Origin of the sequence: Nocardia sp. NPDC051570, assembly GCF_044454005.1 — a bacterium.
Lineage (GTDB): Bacteria > Actinomycetota > Actinomycetes > Mycobacteriales > Mycobacteriaceae > Nocardia.
Genome location: NZ_JBITDI010000008.1, coordinates 355,391 through 374,714, shown reverse-complemented (window position 1 = coordinate 374,714; position 19,324 = coordinate 355,391). Strand labels below are relative to the sequence as shown.

General features: G+C 68.2%; 17 protein-coding genes. 10 read left to right on the top strand and 7 right to left on the bottom strand.

Annotated elements, in window-relative coordinates; all coding sequences use genetic code 11:
* The first annotated feature begins 31 nt into the window (after positions 1-31).
* The 7 genes from ACIA76_RS22765 to ACIA76_RS22735 all read left to right on the top strand — a co-directional run bounded on the left by ACIA76_RS22765 (position 32) and on the right by ACIA76_RS22735 (position 8,766).
* Positions 32-1,612, top strand: coding sequence for an AMP-binding protein (locus tag ACIA76_RS22765; protein WP_397153842.1), 1,581 nt, complete (start codon positions 32-34; stop codon positions 1,610-1,612).
* Complete coding sequence (locus ACIA76_RS22760; RefSeq protein WP_397153841.1) at positions 1,609-4,041, top strand: condensation domain-containing protein; 2,433 nt, start codon at positions 1,609-1,611, stop codon at positions 4,039-4,041. Before ACIA76_RS22765 ends, ACIA76_RS22760 begins: the two co-directional genes overlap by 4 nt.
* A 169-nt stretch (positions 4,042-4,210) precedes the next feature.
* Positions 4,211-6,226 carry a BTAD domain-containing putative transcriptional regulator gene (locus ACIA76_RS22755; protein ID WP_397153840.1) on the top strand — a complete coding sequence of 672 codons (2,016 nt, stop codon included), beginning with the start codon at positions 4,211-4,213 and terminating at the stop codon, positions 6,224-6,226.
* 177 nt (positions 6,227-6,403) lie between these two features.
* Positions 6,404-7,111, top strand: coding sequence for a response regulator transcription factor (locus ACIA76_RS22750; RefSeq protein ID WP_397153839.1), 708 nt, complete (start codon positions 6,404-6,406; stop codon positions 7,109-7,111).
* 72 nt (positions 7,112-7,183) lie between these two features.
* Positions 7,184-7,366, top strand: coding sequence for a hypothetical protein (locus tag ACIA76_RS22745; RefSeq protein ID WP_397153838.1), 183 nt, complete (start codon positions 7,184-7,186; stop codon positions 7,364-7,366).
* Between the two features lie 153 nt (positions 7,367-7,519).
* Positions 7,520-8,008, top strand: a complete 489-nt coding sequence (locus tag ACIA76_RS22740) for a MarR family winged helix-turn-helix transcriptional regulator (protein WP_397153837.1) — start codon at positions 7,520-7,522, stop codon at positions 8,006-8,008.
* Between the two features lie 398 nt (positions 8,009-8,406).
* Complete coding sequence (locus tag ACIA76_RS22735) at positions 8,407-8,766, top strand: DUF4254 domain-containing protein (RefSeq protein ID WP_397153879.1); 360 nt, start codon at positions 8,407-8,409, stop codon at positions 8,764-8,766.
* Positions 8,767-8,930: 164 nt separating this feature from the next.
* Here ACIA76_RS22735 and ACIA76_RS22730 read toward each other — a convergent pair whose 3' ends face one another.
* From ACIA76_RS22730 to ACIA76_RS22705, 6 genes are read right to left on the bottom strand one after another with little or no spacing between them, the layout of a single operon-like run.
* Positions 8,931-9,728: an ABC transporter permease gene (locus ACIA76_RS22730; protein ID WP_397153836.1), complete on the bottom strand. Its 798-nt coding sequence runs from the start codon at positions 9,726-9,728 to the stop codon at positions 8,931-8,933.
* Between the two features lie 3 nt (positions 9,729-9,731).
* Positions 9,732-10,628: a 2-aminoethylphosphonate ABC transporter permease subunit gene (locus ACIA76_RS22725; protein WP_397153835.1), complete on the bottom strand. Its 897-nt coding sequence runs from the start codon at positions 10,626-10,628 to the stop codon at positions 9,732-9,734.
* Positions 10,625-11,782: an ABC transporter ATP-binding protein gene (locus tag ACIA76_RS22720; protein WP_397153834.1), complete on the bottom strand. Its 1,158-nt coding sequence runs from the start codon at positions 11,780-11,782 to the stop codon at positions 10,625-10,627. Before ACIA76_RS22720 ends, ACIA76_RS22725 begins: the two co-directional genes overlap by 4 nt.
* Positions 11,783-11,805: 23 nt before the next feature.
* Positions 11,806-12,870, bottom strand: coding sequence for a 2-aminoethylphosphonate ABC transporter substrate-binding protein (locus ACIA76_RS22715; protein ID WP_397153833.1), 1,065 nt, complete (start codon positions 12,868-12,870; stop codon positions 11,806-11,808).
* A 42-nt stretch (positions 12,871-12,912) separates the two neighbouring features.
* Entirely contained in the window at positions 12,913-13,554 is a 642-nt protein-coding gene (locus tag ACIA76_RS22710; protein WP_397153878.1) for a phosphonatase-like hydrolase, read from the bottom strand.
* 47 nt (positions 13,555-13,601) lie between these two features.
* Positions 13,602-14,717 (bottom strand): TIGR03364 family FAD-dependent oxidoreductase, encoded by a 1,116-nt coding sequence (locus tag ACIA76_RS22705; protein ID WP_397153832.1) that lies wholly within the window; start codon positions 14,715-14,717, stop codon positions 13,602-13,604.
* A gap of 97 nt (positions 14,718-14,814) precedes the next feature.
* On the opposite strand from ACIA76_RS22705, the gene ACIA76_RS22700 reads away from it, so the two are divergent.
* Entirely contained in the window at positions 14,815-15,519 is a 705-nt protein-coding gene (locus ACIA76_RS22700; RefSeq protein WP_397153831.1) for a GntR family transcriptional regulator, read from the top strand.
* Between the two features lie 41 nt (positions 15,520-15,560).
* Here the strand turns inward: ACIA76_RS22700 and ACIA76_RS22695 are convergent, their stop codons facing one another.
* Positions 15,561-16,568, bottom strand: a complete 1,008-nt coding sequence (locus tag ACIA76_RS22695) for an LLM class flavin-dependent oxidoreductase (RefSeq protein WP_397153830.1) — start codon at positions 16,566-16,568, stop codon at positions 15,561-15,563.
* A 105-nt stretch (positions 16,569-16,673) separates the two neighbouring features.
* On the opposite strand from ACIA76_RS22695, the gene map reads away from it, so the two are divergent.
* Entirely contained in the window at positions 16,674-17,537 is an 864-nt protein-coding gene (gene map / locus ACIA76_RS22690) for a type I methionyl aminopeptidase (RefSeq protein WP_397153829.1), read from the top strand.
* Positions 17,538-17,815: 278 nt separating this feature from the next.
* A complete protein-coding gene (locus ACIA76_RS22685) occupies positions 17,816-19,324 on the top strand; it encodes a cobyric acid synthase (RefSeq protein ID WP_397153877.1) in 1,509 nt (502 codons plus the stop codon).

Sequence of the window (19,324 nt, the reverse complement as noted above, 5' to 3'; positions counted from 1 at the left end):
GAGCAATCAGAAACAACGGAGGGATAAACCCATGCGAACCCTGTACGAATGGTTCTCCGACAGTGCCGATGCGTATCCGGACACGATCGCCATCGAGGTCAAGGACGTCACGATGACCTACCGGCAGCTGCGCGCGGCGGCCGAATGGATGTCGGCGCGGATCGTCGAGGCCACCGGCGGCCGGCCTCGCACGGTCGCACTGCTCACCTCGCGCGATATCGTCAGTTACGTCGCCTATCTGGCCGTGCAGCGGCTCGGCGCGATCGGCGTGCCGCTCAACCCGGCGGCGCCCGCGGTGCGCAACGCCGACATCACCCTCGAGGCGGGCGTGGATCTGACCCTCATCGACAACACCTCGGGGGAGGGGCTCGCGGAGTATCGGGAGAAGTCCGGTGTGCGGGTGCTGGATATGACCGGCGACAACTGGCGCGGCCTGCTCGATCCGGATCCGGCGGCCGAGATTCCCGAACAGGGCAGGCCCGGCCCGAAGGATCTGGCCTACATCACCTTCACCAGCGGCACCACCGGCAAGCCCAAGGGCGTGCCGACAATGCATCTCAGCGTCGACGCGTTCCTCGCCGATATCCTGCCGCGATTCGAGCTCGGCCCGGATTCCCGTGTGTCGCAGACCTTCGAGATGTTCTTCGACGGCGTGGTGATCGAGAGCTGGGGCGCGTGGGGTGCGGGCGGCACGCTGTGCGTCTGCCAGCACGCCGATATCTTCACCCCGGTCAAGTTCATCAACGAGAAGCGCCTCACGCACTGGATGTCGGTGCCCTCGGCCATTTCGTTCGCGCGGCGGCTGCGCGCACTGCAGCCGGGCTGTATGCCGACGCTCAAGCGTGGCATGTTCGGCGGCGACGCCATGAATATCGAGCAGGCGGAGGCCTGGGCGGCGGCCGCGCCGAAGGCCGCGTTGAACAACTGCTACGGGCCCACCGAGACCACCATCATCATGACCGGATATGTGGTGCCGCCGAATCGGGCGGAATGGAAGGAGACCTCCAACCGTTCGGTGCCCATCGGCTACCCGTATCCGCATCTGGAATGGGTGCTGCTGGACGACGATCTCCGCGTGTCGGACGACGGCGAGCTGTGTGTCCGTGGGCCGCAACGCTTTCCGGGGTATCTTGACCCTGCGGAGAACTTCGGCCGGTTCGTTCTCGTGGAGTCCGGTCGAGGCAGCATCTACGACGGCGACGGTCCGGTGATCGACGCGCATTACTACCGCACGGGCGACCGGTGCCGGATCGAGCACGGGGAAATGGTGCATCTGGGCCGGATGGACGGCATGGTCAAGGTGCGCGGAAATCGGCTCGAGCTCGGGGAAATCGAGTCCGCACTGCGTCGGCATCCGGCCATCGAGGATGCCGTCGTGGTCACCGTGCCCGACGGGGAGGGGGAGATCGATCTGCATGCGGTGTACACCGGCGGTGAGGTGACCGGCGCCGAATTCAACCAGCTCCTGGTGCGGCTGCCCGGCTATATGCATCCGCGCAAGTTCCATCGTCGCGATTCGATTCCGCTGACCGGACTCAATAAGGTCGATCGCCGGGGATTGTCGGCGCAGCTCGCCGGGGAGCTCGGCACGGCGGAAGCGGCGACGTCATGACCGACGAGGCGATCGTCGTCGAGCCGACTGTCCTGCAGGAGGCGATGTGGTGGCTGTGCCAACGCGTCCGTGACGAATCGGTCTACAACATCACCTGGCGGCTGGCTTGCGCTGGGGCGCCGGATATCTCGGCGCTGCGGGTGGCCTGGCGCACCGTGATCGATCGGCACGAGGCGCTGCGACTGTCGCTCGGGCTGCGCGACGGCGGACTCGGGGCCGCGGTCGCCACCGCGGTGCCGGCGCCGGTGCGGCTGGTCGAGGTCGACGATCCCGGATCGGCCGAGACCGACGCGTTGTTGCTGGCCATCGCGGAGGAACTGCATCGGCAGCCGTTCGACCTCGGTCGCGCACCGCTGGGCAGGCTGGCCGTGGTCCGGGTGGGCGAGCGCCACGAGCTCATCCTGACCATGCATCACATCGCGCTCGACGGATGGGCGATGCAGTTGCTGTTCAGCGATCTGGCCGAGGCCTACGCCGCGGCGCTGGACGGCAAGGCGCCCACATTCGAGGCCGAGGCGCCGTCCTGGCGGGAGTTCGCGCACGCGCAGGCCCAGGCGCGGCGAGCGGGCAAGTGGCAGAAGGGCATCGACCACTGGCGTAAGACCCTCGACGGCGTGGTGGCGACGACGGTCGCCGGTGATCGTCCGCGCTATGCGGGCGCCGGCGGTACGGGCGCGATCCTGCGGCACACCTTCAGCGAGGAGGCGGTGAACGGCGTTGCCACCCTGGCGAAATCGGTCTCGACGACCTCGTTCGCCGTGGTGCTGGCCGCGCTGCAGGTGGTGCTCGCCCGGTCCGGCGAGGGTTCCGACGTGGTCGTCGGCGCGGTGGCCGCGAACCGGATGAGTGTGCGGGAGCAGCGGCTGGTCGGTTACACGGTCAATCTGTGTGTGCTGCGGGCGACCGTCTCCGAACAGGACACCCTGGCCGAGGTGACCGGCCGTGCGCGCCAAGCACTCTGGCAGATGCTGGCCCATCAGGGCGTCCCGTATCCGGCCGTATTCTCCGAGCTCACCGATTCGGCCCGGGCCGGACTGGGCGACATCGTTCCGGTGATGCTGAACTATCTGGGTCCGATCGGCGGCGGGTTGCGGCTCGGCGAGATCGCGCTGACCCTGCTGCCGAGCCCGAATGTCGCGGCCCGCACGGATATCGCGATCGCCTACTGGGATACCGAGGGCGGCGGCATCACCGCCGAGGTCGAATACAGCTCCGCCCGCTACGACCGCGACACCGTAGTGCGACTGCTCCAGGACCTCGACGAGGTGCTCGCCCTCGCCATCGATCCCGAGCGGCGGGTCCGCGATGTGCGGGTGCGCACGAGATCGGTACCGGCACAGGCGGATCACCATGTCGGCGTCCGGGCGGATCGAGCGCCCGAATCCGGCGAGGCCGCGGTGGACGAGGCCGAGCAGACCGTGCGCGACGCGTGGGCGGATGTGCTGGGCTATCCGCCGGTGTCCACGGACGACAACTTCTTCGAGAGCGGGGGCCATTCGCTCAATGCGGTGGAATTCGTCGCCGCGCTCGTCGAGGCGACCGGTTCGGAGCTCGATCTCGCGACCTGGCTGGCCGATCCGACGCCGCGGGCGATCCTGACCCAGCTCGGCGGTCCGGGGACGGCGACCGTCGTGGCTCGGCAGAGCACGGTGGTCTCGCTGCGGTCCGGTGCGGGGCGCCATCTGCATCTGTTCGCGGGTTCCGGTGGGTCCGTACAGGATTACCGTGCGCTGATCGATGTGCTGCCCGCGGACTGGCGGATCACCGTATCGCAGGAACGCGAACCGCTCGAGGGCATTCCGGCCATGGCGGCACGCTTCCGGACCGATCTGGATGCCGAGGGGCTGCGGCCGGATCTGCTCGGGGGCTGGTCCATGGGCGGGCAGGTGGCCTATGAGGTCGCCGCCGGATACGGCGAGTCGGCCCCGGGTGTGGTGCTGATCGATACGATCCCACCGGTCGGATTCGATCTCGCGGACGAGCCGATGCAGCAGCGCCTCGCCGATTTCGCGGCGACGATCTGCCTGGCTCTCGGTGTGCGGCTCGATGGTTCGCCGGTGGTCGCCGACGGGGATGCCGCACCGGACGACACGCTGGTGGTGCTTTCGGCGCGTTTGCGCGCCGCCGGGCACGAGGTGCCGGCCGCGGCCCTGGCCGAGCGCTGGCATACCTATGATCGGCACTATCGCGCGCTGTCGGCGTTCGTCTCCGATCGCGTGCTCGCCGCGCCCGCCACGATGCTCGCCGCGGCCCTGACCGACGACCACATCGCGGGCTGGGACGGCCGGTTCACCACCGCGCCGGAGATCGAACACGTTGACGCCGACCACTATTCGATTCTGCGCGCACCGGCCGTCGTGACGGTCGCCGCGGCGATCGAACGGTTCGCCGAGCGGGCCGTTCCGGTGCGGAGCTCCACTTCCGGATGAGATATCGATGCGTCTGCTCCGCCAGAAGTGGAGCAGACGCATATTCGGTTGGCAGTTACCTCGGTCGCGTGAATATGCGATTGTGACTTCAACTCTGTGAGAGGGAGGTTCGGTGACGACATCGTCGGGGTCGGAACCGTCGCCGATCATATTCAGGATTCTCGGTCCCGTGGAAGCACAGGGGCCGGACGGTTGGGTCTCCATCAGCGCGACCAAACAACGTACCCTGCTGGCGACACTGTTGCTCTACGCCAATCGCAGTGTGCCTGCGCAGCAACTGTATTCGGAGCTGTGGCCGGATCGGCCGCAGGCGAAGGTGAGCGGCCTGCTCGCCGGCTGTATGTGGCGGCTGCGTTCCGCGATCGGCGATGAGGAAGGCCTGCGGCTGATGACCACCGCCGGGGGCTATCAGATCGCGGCGCAGCCCGGTGCGGTCGATCTGCACGTCTATCAGACGCTGGTCGCTCAGGGCCGGGCCCGCCGCGCCGCGAACGATCTTGCGGGGGCGCAGGATTCGTTCAGCCGCGCGCTCGAGGTCTGGCGCGGCGACGCGCTGGCCGATGTCGCGGCCACGCCGTCGATCATGGCCGAGCAGGCCCGGCTCGAGGAGTCCCGGCTGGCCGTGGTCGAGGCGCGCTGCGGCGTCGAACTCGAGCTCGGGCGGCACGAGGAGGTGCTGCCGGAACTGAAACTGATCGTCTCCCAGCAGCCGCTGCGGGAGCGCCTGCACGGGCTGTTGATGACCGCGCTGTATCGCTGTGGGCAGCAGGCGGAGGCGCTCGGGGTGTATCGCGATCTGCGCGGCCTGCTCGTCGACGAGCTCGGGGTCGAGCCGAGCAGACCGCTGCGCGAACTGCAGCAACGCATCCTGCTGGAGGATCCGGCACTGCTGACAACCGCGCTGGCACCGACGGCGAAAGCCGTTGCGGCGCAGGGCAGACCCGCCGCGCCGATCGCCAATCCGCGGCTGCTGCCCGCCGCGCCGCGGATCTTCGTGGCCCGCGACGGTGAGCTGCGGCGGCTGACCGAGCAGCTGGTCGAGAACGATGCCGTGGTGTCGGTGCACGGTGTGGCGGGGGTGGGCAAGACCGCGCTGGCGCTGAGCGCCGCGCATGCGGTGGCCGACCATTTCGGCGACGGACTGGTCGCGATCGATATGCGCGGATCCACCTCGATGCCGCTGCGTTCCATCGAGGCGATGCATCAGGTCTGTGAGGCGTTCGGGGTCGCCGCGGCCTCGGTACTCATCGGCCTGGATCAGGCGTTGCCGCGCTGGCCGCAGGAATTGTCCGGGCGGCGAGTACTTCTGGTGCTCGACGATGTGATGACCATGCGACAGGTGGGTCCGTTGCTGTCGGCCGCGCCGGCCGGATGGTCCATCCTGCTCACCGGCTGTGCCGCGGTCGGTGCGGTGGACAGTCGCAGTCATCTGTTGCTGGGCAGGCTGCCGGAGAGCGGTGCGGTCGATCTGCTCGGCCGTTTGGTCGGCGCGGACCGGGTCGATGCGGATCGGGCGGCCGCGGCCCGGCTGGCCCGATTGTGTGAGCACACGCCGCTGGCCCTGCGGATCGCCGCGGGCAAGCTCAGTGCCCGACCCGATTGGAGGCTGGCCGATTTCGCCGAGCGACTCGCCGACGCGCACGCCCGGCTGGATCTGCTCACGCACGGCGAGGCCAGCCTGCGCGATCGGCTCGCGGCCTGCCGCGCCCGCCTGATGCGCGGTAACGACGCGGCGGGATTGCGTGCGCTGGAACTGCTCGGCGCGCTCGATCTGCCCATGGTGACCGAGATGGATCTGGTGATGCTGCTGGACTCCGCGCCCGCGGCCGCACATCTGATCGCCGAGCGGCTGGTCGATGTCGGACTGCTGGAATCGCTCGAGTTGGGCCGCTATCTCGTGCCCGCCTCCGTTCGGCTGCTGGCGCGCGAGACGCAGTCCGATCCCGCGATGGCCCGTGCGGCGGTGCAGCGCGTGGTCGACTACTACGTGGACGCGGTGCGGGGTTGTTGTAGCGCGGACTCGATCGCGCCGCCGCCGCGATCGTGTATGCCGGGCCGCCGCGATCGATCCGCGTGGTACCGCGCCCATCGGACAACGCTGAGCGAGCTGTCGCTGCGCGACCACACGGATACTCTGCACAAGGCCGTCGACGACCTGCGCCACGCGCTGCTGGCCGGTAAATAGCACCTTCCAGCCAGAACTTCCTGGGGCTTGACCAAAGCACGCTTTGCTGCCGATTCTATTGTGCGAGCGCGGAATTCGGCCATTGTTCTGAACCGATGTTCTTTCGATTTGTCCGGATGTACAGTGTGGACAACGACGGCTGGGGGGCCGGCTGAGCAGGGGCAGAAGGAGGTACCCATGGTGCCTGGTGTTCGCACGAGTGGGCAACCATGCCGCGTCCTCTTGTATGAAGGCAATGAGTTGGTGCGCGCGGGCGTCGTCTCGATTCTCGAGGCCGAGCCCGACATATCCGTTGTCGCCGAGGCGATCAACGGCGGCGCCATCGGCGCACTGATTCGGCGGCATGCGCCGAATGTGGTTGTCTGCGATGGCGAGGCCGCGCTGCGCTCGGTCTTCGCCGAACTGCCGGTGATCGCGATGTGCGAGTCGAGCGAGGAACTGGATCACGTCGTGCGTGCGGGCGTGCGGGGAATCGTGCTGCGGTCGGATGCGCGCCGACAGCTGGTGCGTGCGGTGCGCGAGGTCGTCGCGGGCAATGCCTATATCGCTCCCTCGGCGGCCGGATATATTCTCGACCTATTGGGCGCCCGAATTCCCGCCGTCGATCCGGTCGTCAGTAGGGGGTTCGATATGCTCACCGCGCGCGAGCGTGAGGTATTGCGAATGATCGCACTGGGTTTCAGCACCGCCGAGGTCGCGGGAACGTTGTGTCGCAGTCGGGCCACGATCAAATCCCACATATCGCATCTGCTGGCGAAATTGGGGGTTCAGGATCGTGGGCAGGCCATTGTGCTGGCCTATCGGGTCGGGCTGGTTTCGGTCGGTGAGATGAGATCGGAGCCGCGGCCCGCCGCCGCGGACTTTTGTGCCGTTCTGTCCGGATAGCCCGGATGGGCAGCGGTCTCGACATTCCGATTGTCCGGGTGTGGTAACGAATTGAGCGGGTAGGCCGACGGCATGACTGTGAATGCGATGCCTCGCCCCCGGTCGGCGGATATGGTCTCCGGCAAGACGAATGGCCGATCCGGGCTGGTTCTTGCCATGGTCGTCACCACTGTCATCGATATCGCGGGGCAGGCGACGATCGCCGGACTCGGCATTGCCATGGCGCTGGTGGCCCCGATCGGCCTGGTGCGATAACCGGCCCGAATCTCGGGATTACCTTTCTCCGCATCCGGTGCTGATGCCGAATATCGGATCGTCAGGATGCGCGCTGTCCGGGATGGTGGCGGCGGATCGTGGTGCGAGACGGCACGATACAAAGGTTCGGTCGGCTCGTTCGAGGAGGTAACGATGGTTCGCGAGGACGGGGCGGTCGAGGAGTCCGTGGACGAGATCACCGATGCGCTGCTCACCGCCTCGCGTCTGTTGGTCGCCCTGTCGGCTCGCTCGATAGCGCATGTCGACGAATCCATCACGCTGCCGCAGTTTCGGACGCTGATGATCCTGTCGACCCGGGGGCCATCCAAAATCGTGAACCTGGCGCAGCTGCTCGATGTTCAGCCTTCCACCGCCACGCGCATGGTCGACCGACTGGTCGGCGCGGGACTGATCGACCGGAGACAGAATCCGGAATCGCGGCGGGAGTTGATCATCGCGCTGACCCCGCACGGCAGCTCGATCGTCGACGCGGTGATCGCGCGCCGCCGAGCGGAGATCTCGGCGGTGGTCGAGCGCATGCCCGCCCGCGACCGGACGGGCCTGATCGATGCCCTCACCGCATTCAGCGCCGCGGGCGGTGAACCGAACGTCCTCGGCGATATCGAGGGATATCAGCTCTGAATTCGACCGTTCGCGTCCGAAATGCCCGGTGCGCGAGGGTAGTAGCGTGCTCGCCGCCCGGCGTTCGCGCGTGACACGCCGGTGCGCGAAGTCGGTTAGGGGGTCCGCAACGCTCTGGCCTTGCGCTTACGTCTGTAAGTACATCTTGACTGTGGCAATGCGGTCGCAATCTTGCGTTCTTGCATTTGTAAGAGCATGATCCCAGCTACCCTAGTTGTGAACCACCGATCCGAAGACCGGTAAATCTGAATCCGGAGACCAATCATGTTGGTGCGATTAGTGATGCAGTCGGGTACGTGCGGGGAGCTGCGATGACCACCATGTCGATAGCCGGTGTGCTGCCGACTGCTCCGCAGTTGCTGTGTGCGTTCCAAGGTCGGCGTTTCGAGGATCGAGCGCTGTTGCGCTCGGCGCGCGCACTCGCCGACTTGCACGCCCGCCGCGTGCAAGTGCGCGACCCGATCATGCTCGCCGAGATCGATTGCCGGCGGGGTGAACTCGTTGACGATATCAACGATTGGGTGGAGCAGGAATTGCCTCAGCACCGTAACGGGGCATCACTGCATACCGAGAGTCTCGGTGCGGTCGTCGATCGCATGGCCCGGAGCTGGATCGATGCCAATCAGGCGATCGATCGGGACGGTCCGCGCAGCGACAACACCCATAAACACTGGTATCACCTGGCCGAACTCGTGGACGGCTACACTGATCTCGTAATCGACGTGGCCGGTGGCCGTCGCCGTTTACCTGAGCAGTGATCATTGCTCGAGCGGAGACGTCGCCCGGGTGCGGTGCCATCCCGATTGATGGCGCCCTCGGGCCGTGACGTTGCCCGCCAAGACGGCGGGCGCAACGGGGCGCCCCGCCCGGCGTGCCGCGCGGTCGACTGGCGCGGCACGCTCGTTTTCAGCCACGTTTGTTGTCAGCGCAGCGCGGCTCGCCCACGCACCCTGCCCAAAACCAGCAGCGCGATGAGGGTGACCGCGACCAGCACCGTGGTGCTGGCGGCGGCGTCGAAGACCTCACCACGGTCGGTGGCGCCGAAGATGCTGACCGGCAAGGTCTTCCAGGTCGCGGGGTAGACCATGATCGTGGCGCCGAGTTCACCCATCGACAGCGCGACGGCCAGTCCGGCGGCCGCACCCAGCGCGGGCAGCAGCAGCGGCAGGGTGATGCGCACGAGTACCCGCAGCGGACCCGCGCCCAGTGATTCGGCGGCCTGACGGTAGGCCGGGTCGAGCCGGTCGAGCGCGGCCGAGACCGCGCTGAACGCATAGGCCAGCACCAGTACCGAATGTGCCACGATCACAATCCATTTCGTGCCGCCGAGCAGCAGTGGCCGCTCGTTGAACGCGATCAGCACCCCGAGCCCGATCGCCACGGACGGGACCGCGATCGGCAGATGGAATACCGCATCGGTGATCCGACGCCACCAGCCCGGCGCCTCCCGCGCGGCCAGCGCCGCCCAGGTGCCCAGTATCAGCGCGACGGCCCCGGCCAGCAGCGCGGTCTGCAGGCTCACCGACAGGCTCGCCGCCTCCTCGCCGGAGAGCGCATGCCGGAAGTTCGCGAAGCCCAGATCCGAGGGCAGCGGCCCGGTCCACCGCCCGGCCAGCGCGGCGGCGACCATCGTCGCGATCGGTGCGGCGAACACGATCAGTACGACCAGTGCGAAGACGGCCAGTACCAGCGCGCGGCCGCGTCGAGTCCATATCAGCACGGCTCAGCTCTCCTTCCGAATCCTGGTGAACCAGGCGAAGATCAGCCGATAGGAGATATACAGCGTCAGCGACAGCAGTACCTGTACCGAGGCGAGCACCGCGGCGCCCGGCAGATCGAAGGTGACGATGCCGCGGGTGTAGATGAGCGCGGGCAGCGTGATGACGCCCTTGGCGCCGGTGAACAGCACGATGCCGAACTCGTTGAGCGTCAACAGCAGAACCAGGCTGCCGCCCGCCGCGAGCGCGGGCCACGCCTCCGGCAGCACCACCTGCCGCAGCACCCGCCACGGCGACGCGCCCAGGCTGGCAGCCACATCCAGTTGTTCGCGCGGCAGTTGTGCGAAGGCGGCCAGCAGCGGTCGCACCACGAACGGGGTGAAGTAGGTGATCTCGGCGACAATCACGCCGGCCGGTGTGTTGAGGAAGTTCAGTGTGGGGGAGTGGTTTCCGCCGATCCGGGCGATCAGCGCGTTCACCGCACCCGCGGTGCCGTAGAGGAAGGTGAAGGCGAGGGTGATCAGAAACGACGGCAGCGTGAGCACCGTATCGATCAGCCGCCCCACGACTCCCGAACCGGGAAACGGCACGAACGCCAGCACCACCGCGACGAAGGTGCCCAGCACCAGACATCCGGCGGTCGAGCACACCGCGATGGAGACCGTGCGCCACAACGCATTCCGGAACACCTCGGAGCCAAGGACCTGCGACCATACGGCCGTCCCGCGCCCGGAAGCGGTCGTCGTGGATTCGGTCAGCACCCGCACGATCGGATAGACCGCGATCAGCGCGACCACCAGCAGCGGCGGCAGCGACCAGAGAATGGGCCGCCAATGACGCCGTGCGGCCCGGCGTTCCGGGGGCTCGGCGATCTCCGATTCCAAGACCGCGGCGAGGCTCATACCTGTTCTCCCACGGCGGCAGGGATGAGTACGCCCGCCGGATCCGGCAATCGGACGCCGACGACCGCGCCGATCGCGGTGTCCGTATGGCCGGGGACGTCGGCGGTCAAGGTGGTGGGCAGGCCGTTGACGTCCAGCTCCAGCCGGGTGGACGCACCGCGCCAGACCGAGGACAGGACCGTGGCGGGGATGGCGTCGCGGTCGGTGGTGGCGCCGATGCGGACGGTATGCGGGCGCACGCACAGCATGCCGTCGGCGTCGGGGGACCAATCCAGTTGGCCGACACCGGGTGTGGGCGCCTCGGCGCGCAGCGTGCGGATGCCGACGTTCACCAGGGCGGCGGTCCCGGAGACATGTTTGACCGTGCAGGGCAGCAGATTCGCCCCGCCGAGGAAGGCGGCGGTGAACGAGCTGGGCGGGCGGCGCCACAGATTCTCGGCGGTATCGATATCGACCAGGCGCGCATCGCGCATGACCGCGATGCGGTCGGCCAGCGCCAGCGCCTCGGCCTGATCATGGGTGACATACAGCATCGCGGTGTCGGGCAGGGCCTTTCGCAGTTGCTGCAGTTCGGTGAGCATGGACTGGCGTAGCTGCGCGTCCAGGGCGGCCAGCGGCTCGTCGAGCAGTAGCACCTTGGGGCGGATGGCCAGGGCGCGGGCGATCGCGACGCGCTGCTGCTGGCCGCCGGACAGTTCCCGGGGCAGCCGCTCGGCGTAGTCGGCCATGCCGACCATCTCCAGCGCCTCGGTGACGCGATCGCGAATCTCGCCGCGCCGCACATGACGTGCCTTCAAGCCGAAGGCGACGTTATCGCGCACCCGCATATGCGGGAACAGCGCATAGGACTGGACCACCACGCCGATGCCGCGCTTGGCCGGCGACAGATCGGTGACGTCGCGGCCCGACAGCCGCACCGCGCCCGAGGTGGGCCGGACGAATCCGGCCAGTGCCTTGAGCGCGGTCGACTTGCCGGAACCGCTGGGCCCCAGCAGCGCAACCGTCTCACCGGCGGCCACGCGGAGGGTGAATTCGGTCAGCGCGACGGTGGTCTTGCGGCCGCGGCCGTAGCGGACGCCGACCCGATCGAAAACGATCGCGGCCTGGGCGTCGGCGGTGCCGGTGACCGAGACGGAGGTCGTCGGTGCGGACATGATTGCGCTCCTGGGGATTTCGATCAGCTTCCGGTGGCCTTCTGATAGGCGGCGACGTCGCCGTCCAGCTCGTCGAGCACCTTGTTCCAGTCCGGCTTCACCACGGTGACACCCTCGAGACAGGCCGCCGGGGATACCGTGCCCGCCGGAGCCGGGGCATTCTGGAGATCCTTGCGGGCCGGAACCGCCATGGCGTCCGGGCCGAGGGTCTTCTGCACATCGGCCGACAGCAGGAACTCCATCAGCTTCTTGGCCGAATCCTTGTGCGGCGCACCCTTGGCCAGGCCCATGACGTACGGCACGGCGACCGTGCTGCGCCTGCCGTCGGCGGTGGCGGGGAAGAATACGGAGAACTTGGAGCCCTTCTCCTTGATGGTGGCCAGGTTCATCTGCACATCGCCGTTGGCGACCAGCAGCTCGCCGTTGTCCACCTTGGGCTGCAGCTTGCCGGTCGAAGAGGACGGGCCGACGTTGTTGGCCTGCAGCTTGCCCAGGTAATCCAGCGCGCCCTGCTTGCCGAGCAGCTGCTGCAGCAGGACCAGCACGGCCGTGCCGTCACCGGCCTGGCCCGGGGTGGAGTACTGGATCTTGCCCTTGAACTCCGGCTTCAACAGGTCGTCCCAGGTGAGCTTGGAGCTGTCGACCGACGGATTCGCGATGAACGACAGATAGTTTCCGGCGAGGGTGACGTACTTGCCGCCCGGATCCTTCTCGGTGTCGGCGACCGCGCTGGTGTCTACGCCGCTGTCCTGCAGCAGGCCGGACTTGTCGGCCTTCTGGATGAACGGCGGCAGCGTGACCACGATATCGGCCTGCGGATTCGACTGTTCCTTGTCGACGCGGTTGACCACCTCGCCGGAGCCGGCCTCCACGTAGTTCACCGCGATCCCGGTCTGGGCCTTGAACTTGTCGAACTGGGTCTTGTACCAGTTGCCGACGCCGTCGGCGGAGTACACGGTCACGGTCTTGCCGTCGGCGGAGGTGGTGCCGGTGCCGCCGCAGGCCGCGGCGGTGAAGGCGACGGCGGCGGAGCAGGCCAGAACGAGGGTGGTGCGTGCGAGGCGGAGGGTCTGAATACGCACGGTCATGGCAACTTTCGTGTGCAGCGGAGGATGGATCGAAGGGATGGACTACAGGGAATTCAGGAGGTTCGGGAAATCGGCGACCGACGCCACGATGTGGGTGGCCCCGGCGGCGCGCAGCTGATCCTCGGTATGTGCGCCGGTCAGGGTTCCGGCGACGACGGCCGCGCCCGCCGCGCGGCCGCTGGCGATATCGCTGGCGGTGTCGCCCAGGACGGCGACGCGGTCGACGGCGTCGATGTTCAGGCGCAGCAACGCGGTGAGCACCAGATCCGGATACGGGCGGCCGCGGCCGGCCTCCGCGGGGGACAGGGTCAGATCGGCGATCTCGTTCCAGCCCAGGGCATCGAGGAGTTTGTCCTGAGTGCCGCGGCTGAATCCGGTGGTGAGCGCGACCTTGACCCCGGCCTCACGTAGCGCCGTCATCGCCTCGGCCGCACCGGGAATCGCGGTGGCCTCGGTGGCGAATTCGTCGTAGGCGGCCTCGAAGCTGCGGTTCGCCAGCTGGGCGCGGTCCTCGTCGCCGAACAGGGCGCGGAAGACCGTGATCTTGGACTGGCCCATGGTGTCGAGGACGTAGGTGCGCGCGGCGTCGCGCTCCGGGCCGGTCTCCGGCAGTCCCGCGGCGGTGGCGGCGGCGTCGAAGGCGCGCAGCACCAGTCCGCCGTCGGCGACGGTGGTTCCGGCCATATCCAGCACGGCCAGCTCGATCTGCTTATCGGACAACGTATTTCCTCTCAGAGGTTCAGCAGGTCGGCGGTTTCCTCGCCGAGGGCGGGGCCGAGGGTCATGCCGCGCCCGCCCGGACCGGTGATCACCCAGACGTTGTCGGCGGCCTGCGCGCGGGTGACGATCGCGGTGGGATCGATGCTCTGGCTGTAGACCCCCGCCCAGCGGCGCACGATCGGGGGCAGCTTGCGGCCCAGCAGTTCCTCGGCGACGCCGGTGAGATGGTCGTAGGGCGCCTCGTCGACATCGAAGGCGAACGGCTCGTCGTATTCGTGGGTGTCGCCGATGGTGAGGCCGCCGTGCAGGCGCTGCACGCACAGCAGCTGCATCTTGTGCCGGGCGGCGGTGAAGGATTGGGCTTGTTCGCGATTGAGCCGTTCCAGCTCCGGGCTCGCGAAACCGGGGTAGTAGCGGAAGCTGTCGCCGTCGGCGATGGCGGTGGTGAGCTGCTCGCCCAGCGGGGCGGTCTGCATCATCTGCAGGCGCACGCGGCGAACGGGGATGTCGCCCACCAGTTCCCGGGTCAGGCCGGAATGTGCCGCACCGGGACATACCAGGACCAGATCGGCCTCGAAGCGGCGGCCGCGATCGTCGATCACGGTGGTACCCGTGACGCCGCGGGCCTCGGTGCCGGCGTAGAAGTTGTAGCGACCGGTCGCCTCCATATAAGCCCGCAGCGCGGGCATGGCCTGGCGCGACTCCACCGCGGCATCGGTCGAACAGTGCAGGCCCGCAAGGAATTTGCCGCGCAGCGCGGGGTTGAGCGCGCGCACGCGGTCCGGATCGAGCAGTTCGAATCCGCGTTCGGCGGCGGTCGGGCCGGTCATGGCCGCCTCGGCGACGGCCAGTTCCGCCTCGGTGCGCACCACTGTGACCGACCCGGCCGCCCGGAAACCGACGCCGGGGACCCGGCCGCCGATCTCCTCCCAGAACCGGCGCGAGCGCAGGGTTATCGCCAATTCACCTGCGCTGCGGCCGGACACCCAGACCAGACCGAAGTTGCGGACCGTGGCGCCGCGGGCCTCGGTCTCGCGCTCCAGCTGCACTACCTCGTGACCGCGACCGATGGCGGCGAAGGCGTGCGCGGTGCCGAGGATGCCGCCGCCGATGATGACCAAACGCATGTTCAGCATCATGGGTAATGGTCTAGACCGTAGGGTGTTTCGCATGCGAACGTCCGGTTAACAATTGGTATAGACCAATCTCGGGTACGCTGTGGGCATGGAGGTGACGCGGCTACCGAAGGCATATCGGGTGCGCACGGAGATCGAGCGCATCATCGACGATCTGGCCGAGGGCGATCCGGTGCCGTCGGAGCGGGAGCTCGCGGGTCGATTCGAGGTGGCGCGCGAGACGGTGCGCCAGGCGCTGCGAGATCTGTTGGTGGAGGGCCGGATTCGCCGGCAGGGCCGGGGCACGGTGGTGTCGCGGCCGAAGATGGTGCAGCCGTTGTCGCTGCGGTCCTATACCGAGGCGGCAATGAGCCTGGGCCGCAGGCCCGGTCGGCTGCTGGTCGGTTGGGAGGACGCGCCCGCCGACGGCGACACCGCCGATGCGCTCGGGCTCGCGACGGGCGCGCCCGTGATGCATCTGGAGCGCATCCTGCTCGCCGACGGCGAAAAGGTCGGGCTGGAAAGCACTTTCCTGACTCTGGAGCGGTTCGGCGATCTGCGCGCCACCTATGACCCGACGACCTCGCTGTACGAGGCGATGCGTGCGGCCGGTGTCGTCTTCGCCTCGGCGCGGGAACGCATTGAAACCGTCCTGGCATCGCCGCGCGAGGCCGCGCTGCTGGAATGCAGTACGGCCCTGCCCATGATCCTGTTGCACCGTCGCACAGTCGATTCCGAGGGGCATCCGATCGAACGGGTGCGATCGCTCTATCGAGGCGATCGCATCGCGTTCGAGGCGCATTTGCGGGAGTGAATCGTCGGCGACTCCGCCGGGCCGCCGTCCCGTTCGGCACATCAGCGCACCTGTGGGGCCACCTTCTCGCCCAGCAATTCGATGCTGCGCAGGATCTTGTCGTGCGGCAGGGTGCCCACGCTCGGATGCAGCATGAAGCGGTCCAGGCCGAGGGTGTCGCGGATATCGGCGATCTTCTCGGCGACGCGGTCGGGGGTGCCGACGAACAGCGAACCCTCGGGAGAGCGCAGCGCCTCGAACTGGGCGCGGCTCATCGGCCCCCAGCCGCGTTCGCGCCCAAGGCCACTCATCGCCGCGGCGTAGGGCTCGTAGAAGTCGGCTACGGCCTCCTCGTCGGTATCGGCGAGATAGCCGTGCGCGTGCACCGCGATCGGCTGCGGTTCGTGGCCGCCCTGTTCCAATGCGCGGTGATACAGATCGACCAGCGGGCGGAAGCGGGCCGGCTGGCCGCCGATGATCGCGATGGCCAGCGGCAGGCCGAGCAGGCCCGCGCGAGCGACCGATTCCGGCGAGCCGCCGACCGCGATCCACACCGGCAGTGGGCGATCGGTGCGCGGATAAACGACGGTGTCGTGCAGGGCCGGGCGGAATCGGCCCGACCAGGTGACGGGTTCGTCGGCCCGGATGTGCAGCAGCAGGGCCAGCTTCTCCTCGAACAGCTCGTCGTAATCCGACAGGTCCTGGCCGAACAGCGGAAACGATTCCGTGAAGGAACCGCGCCCGGCCATCAGCTCGGCGCGACCGTTCGAGATCAGATCCAGCGTCGCGAACTGTTGATACAGCCGGACCGGATCGTCGGAGCTGAGCACGCTCACCGCGCTGGTCAGCTGGATGCGTTCGGTGCGGCCCGCGATGGCCGCGAGTACGACCGCGGGGGCCGAGGCGGCGAAATCGGCGCGATGATGTTCGCCGACGCCGTAGACGTCCAGGCCCACGCGCTCGGTGGCCACGGCCTCCTCGATCACCTCGCGCAGGCGCTCACCCGCGCTCGGTGCGGGCCGGTCGCCGACCGCATGCCGTTCGGCGAAGGTTGTCAGTCCCAGTTCCATCGTCCACCTCATCATGTCGTCGCTGTCGACATCCTAAACGGACCACGGTCCGATTTCATTCCCCCACTCCACCTCGGACGGATCGCTGCGGATAGTCTGGATGCCATGTCTGTCCGCACCCGCCAGCCGCTCGTCCCCGGAACCCTCTCGCCGACCCGCGAGGTGCCGCGTTCGATCGAGCGCCCGGAATACGCGTGGAAGAAGTCCGTCAACGAGGGCCGCGAGCCGTGGGTGCAGACGCCGGAGACCATCGAGAAGATGCGGGTGGCGAGCAAGCTGGCCGCGCGGGCGCTCGAGGAGGCGGGTAAGGCGGTCGCGCCCGGCGTGACCACCGACGAGCTGGACCGGATCGCGCACGAGTATCTGTGCGATCACGGCGCGTATCCGTCGACGCTGGGCTACAAGGGTTTTCCGAAGTCCTGCTGCACCTCGCTGAACGAGGTGATCTGCCACGGCATTCCGGACTCCACGGTCATCGAGGACGGCGATATCGTCAATATCGATGTGACGGCCTATATCGATGGCGTGCATGGCGACACCAATGCCACCTTCCTCGCCGGTGATGTGGACGAGGAGGCGCGGCTGCTGGTGGAGCGCACACACGAGGCGACCATGCGGGCCATCAAGGCCGTGCGACCGGGCCGGGCGCTCAACGTGATCGGCCGCGTCATCGAGGCCTACGCCAACCGCTTCGGCTACGGCGTGGTCCGCGACTTCACCGGCCACGGCGTCGGCCCGACCTTCCACAGCGGCCTGGTGATCCTGCACTACGACCAGCCCGCCATCGAAACCGTCATCGAGCCCGGCATGACCTTCACCATCGAACCGATGATCAACCTCGGCACCATCGACTACGAAATCTGGAACGACGGCTGGACCGTGGTCACCAAGGACCGCAAGTGGACCGCCCAATTCGAACACACCCTGGTAGTCACCGAAGACGGCGCAGAAATCCTGACCCTGCCGTGACCCCCGGCCCCGAGCCGCACCCACCCCACCCCACCCCGGACCACCCCCAAGCCCCCGCGCCGGGCCGCTCCCATGTCGTCCTCGAGCCGAGCGGCTCCGACGTCCTCGAACCGAGCGGCCCTCACGTCCCTGAGCCGCGCCGCTCCTATGTCCCCGCGCCGGGCCGCTCCTATGTCCCCGAGTCGGGCCGCTCCTATGTCCCCGAGTCGGGCCGTCCCTCTGTCCCCGAGTCGGGCCGTCCCTATGTCCCCGAGCCGAAGGCGAGGGGTGCTCTCCTTGTGGCGGGGACCACCTCCGATGCGGGGAAAAGCGTTGTGGTGGCAGGGATTTGCCGGATGCTGGCGCGGCAGGGGGTGCGGGTGGCGCCGTTCAAGGCGCAGAACATGTCGAACAACTCGGTGGTGACGCTCGACGGGGGTGAGATCGGGCGGGCGCAGGCGCTGCAGGCGCGGGCGTGCGGGTTGGAGCCGAGTGTGCGGTTCAATCCCGTGCTGCTCAAGCCGGGCAGCGATCGGCGGTCGCAGCTGGTGGTGCGGGGGCGGGCGGTGGATACCGTGGGGGCCAAGGATTACTTCCGGCATCGGCAGCACCTGCGGGAGGTGGTGGCCGCCGAATTGGCCTCGCTGCGTGCCGAATTCGATGTGGTGATCTGCGAGGGTGCGGGCTCGCCCGCCGAGATCAACTTGCGGGCAACCGATCTGGCGAATATGGGCCTGGCGCGGGCGGCCGATCTGCCGGTGCTGCTGGTCGGCGATATCGATCGCGGCGGTGTGCTCGCCCATCTGTTCGGCACTGTCGCCATCCTGGAACCCGAAGACCAGCAACTGATCTCGGGCTTCATCGTCAACAAGTTCCGCGGTGACGTCGATCTGCTGCGCCCCGGACTCGATCAGCTCACCGCGCTGACCGGCCGCCCGACCCTCGGGGTGCTGCCGTATGCCGACGAGCTGTGGATCGACGCCGAGGATTCGCTCGGCACGACCGCCGACGCCCCGGTCGGTCGCCCGCGCCCACCGATCGGCCGGGAGTGGCTGACCGTGGCGGCCATCCGGCTGCCCCGCATCTCCAACTCCACCGATGTCGAGGCGCTGGCCTGTGAGCCCGGCGTCGCGGTGCGCTGGGCCACCGAACCCTCCCGCCTGATCGATGCCGATCTGGTGGTGCTGCCCGGCACCAAGGCCACCGTGAGCGATCTGGAGTGGTTGCGGCGCACCGGAATCGCCGACGCGCTGGTGGCCCGCGCCGCCGCGGGCCGCCCGATCCTCGGTATCTGCGGCGGCTACCAGATGCTCGGCCGCCGGATCCTGGACCGGGTCGAATCCGAGGCGGGCGAGGTCGCGGGCCTGGGCCTGCTGGACCTCGACATCGAATTCGCCGATCCGAAGGTGCTGCGTCGCACCGAGGGCTACGGCCCGGACGCAATCCCGTTGCGCGGCTACGAGATCCACCACGGGCGGGTGCGCCGCAGCGCGGATCCGGCGTGGCTGACCCTCGAGGGCGAACCGGAAGGCAGTGCGCGCGGCCCGCTGTGGGGCACCCACCTGCACGGCCTGCTGGAATCCGACGAATTCCGCCGCGCCTGGCTCCGTGAGGTCGCCGCGCTGTCCGGCCGCACCGGCTTCGTCCCCGCATCAGACACCTCGGTGGCGGCCGTCCGCACCGAACAACTGGACCTGCTTGCGGACCTGATCGACAAGCATCTCGACCTCGACCACCTGTTCCGCCTGATCACCGATGGCGCGCCGACGAACCTGCCGACCCTCGCGGTGGGCATCGACGGCCGGTGA

Bases quoted from the DNA above. Each gene is read 5' to 3' on its own strand.
- ACIA76_RS22765 (WP_397153842.1), top strand. From the start codon at position 32: ATGCGAACCCTGTACGAATGGTTCTCCGACAGTGCCGATGCGTATCCG.
- ACIA76_RS22760 (WP_397153841.1), top strand. From the start codon at position 1,609: ATGACCGACGAGGCGATCGTCGTCGAGCCGACTGTCCTGCAGGAGGCG.
- ACIA76_RS22750 (WP_397153839.1), top strand. From the start codon at position 6,404: ATGGTGCCTGGTGTTCGCACGAGTGGGCAACCATGCCGCGTCCTCTTG.
- ACIA76_RS22745 (WP_397153838.1), top strand. From the start codon at position 7,184: ATGACTGTGAATGCGATGCCTCGCCCCCGGTCGGCGGATATGGTCTCC.
- ACIA76_RS22740 (WP_397153837.1), top strand. From the start codon at position 7,520: ATGGTTCGCGAGGACGGGGCGGTCGAGGAGTCCGTGGACGAGATCACC.
- ACIA76_RS22725 (WP_397153835.1), bottom strand. From the start codon at position 10,628: ATGAGCCTCGCCGCGGTCTTGGAATCGGAGATCGCCGAGCCCCCGGAA.
- ACIA76_RS22720 (WP_397153834.1), bottom strand. From the start codon at position 11,782: ATGTCCGCACCGACGACCTCCGTCTCGGTCACCGGCACCGCCGACGCC.
- ACIA76_RS22715 (WP_397153833.1), bottom strand. From the start codon at position 12,870: ATGACCGTGCGTATTCAGACCCTCCGCCTCGCACGCACCACCCTCGTT.
- ACIA76_RS22710 (WP_397153878.1), bottom strand. From the start codon at position 13,554: ATGGCCGGAACCACCGTCGCCGACGGCGGACTGGTGCTGCGCGCCTTC.
- ACIA76_RS22705 (WP_397153832.1), bottom strand. From the start codon at position 14,717: ATGCGTTTGGTCATCATCGGCGGCGGCATCCTCGGCACCGCGCACGCC.
- ACIA76_RS22700 (WP_397153831.1), top strand. From the start codon at position 14,815: ATGGAGGTGACGCGGCTACCGAAGGCATATCGGGTGCGCACGGAGATC.
- ACIA76_RS22695 (WP_397153830.1), bottom strand. From the start codon at position 16,568: ATGGAACTGGGACTGACAACCTTCGCCGAACGGCATGCGGTCGGCGAC.
- map (WP_397153829.1), top strand. From the start codon at position 16,674: ATGTCTGTCCGCACCCGCCAGCCGCTCGTCCCCGGAACCCTCTCGCCG.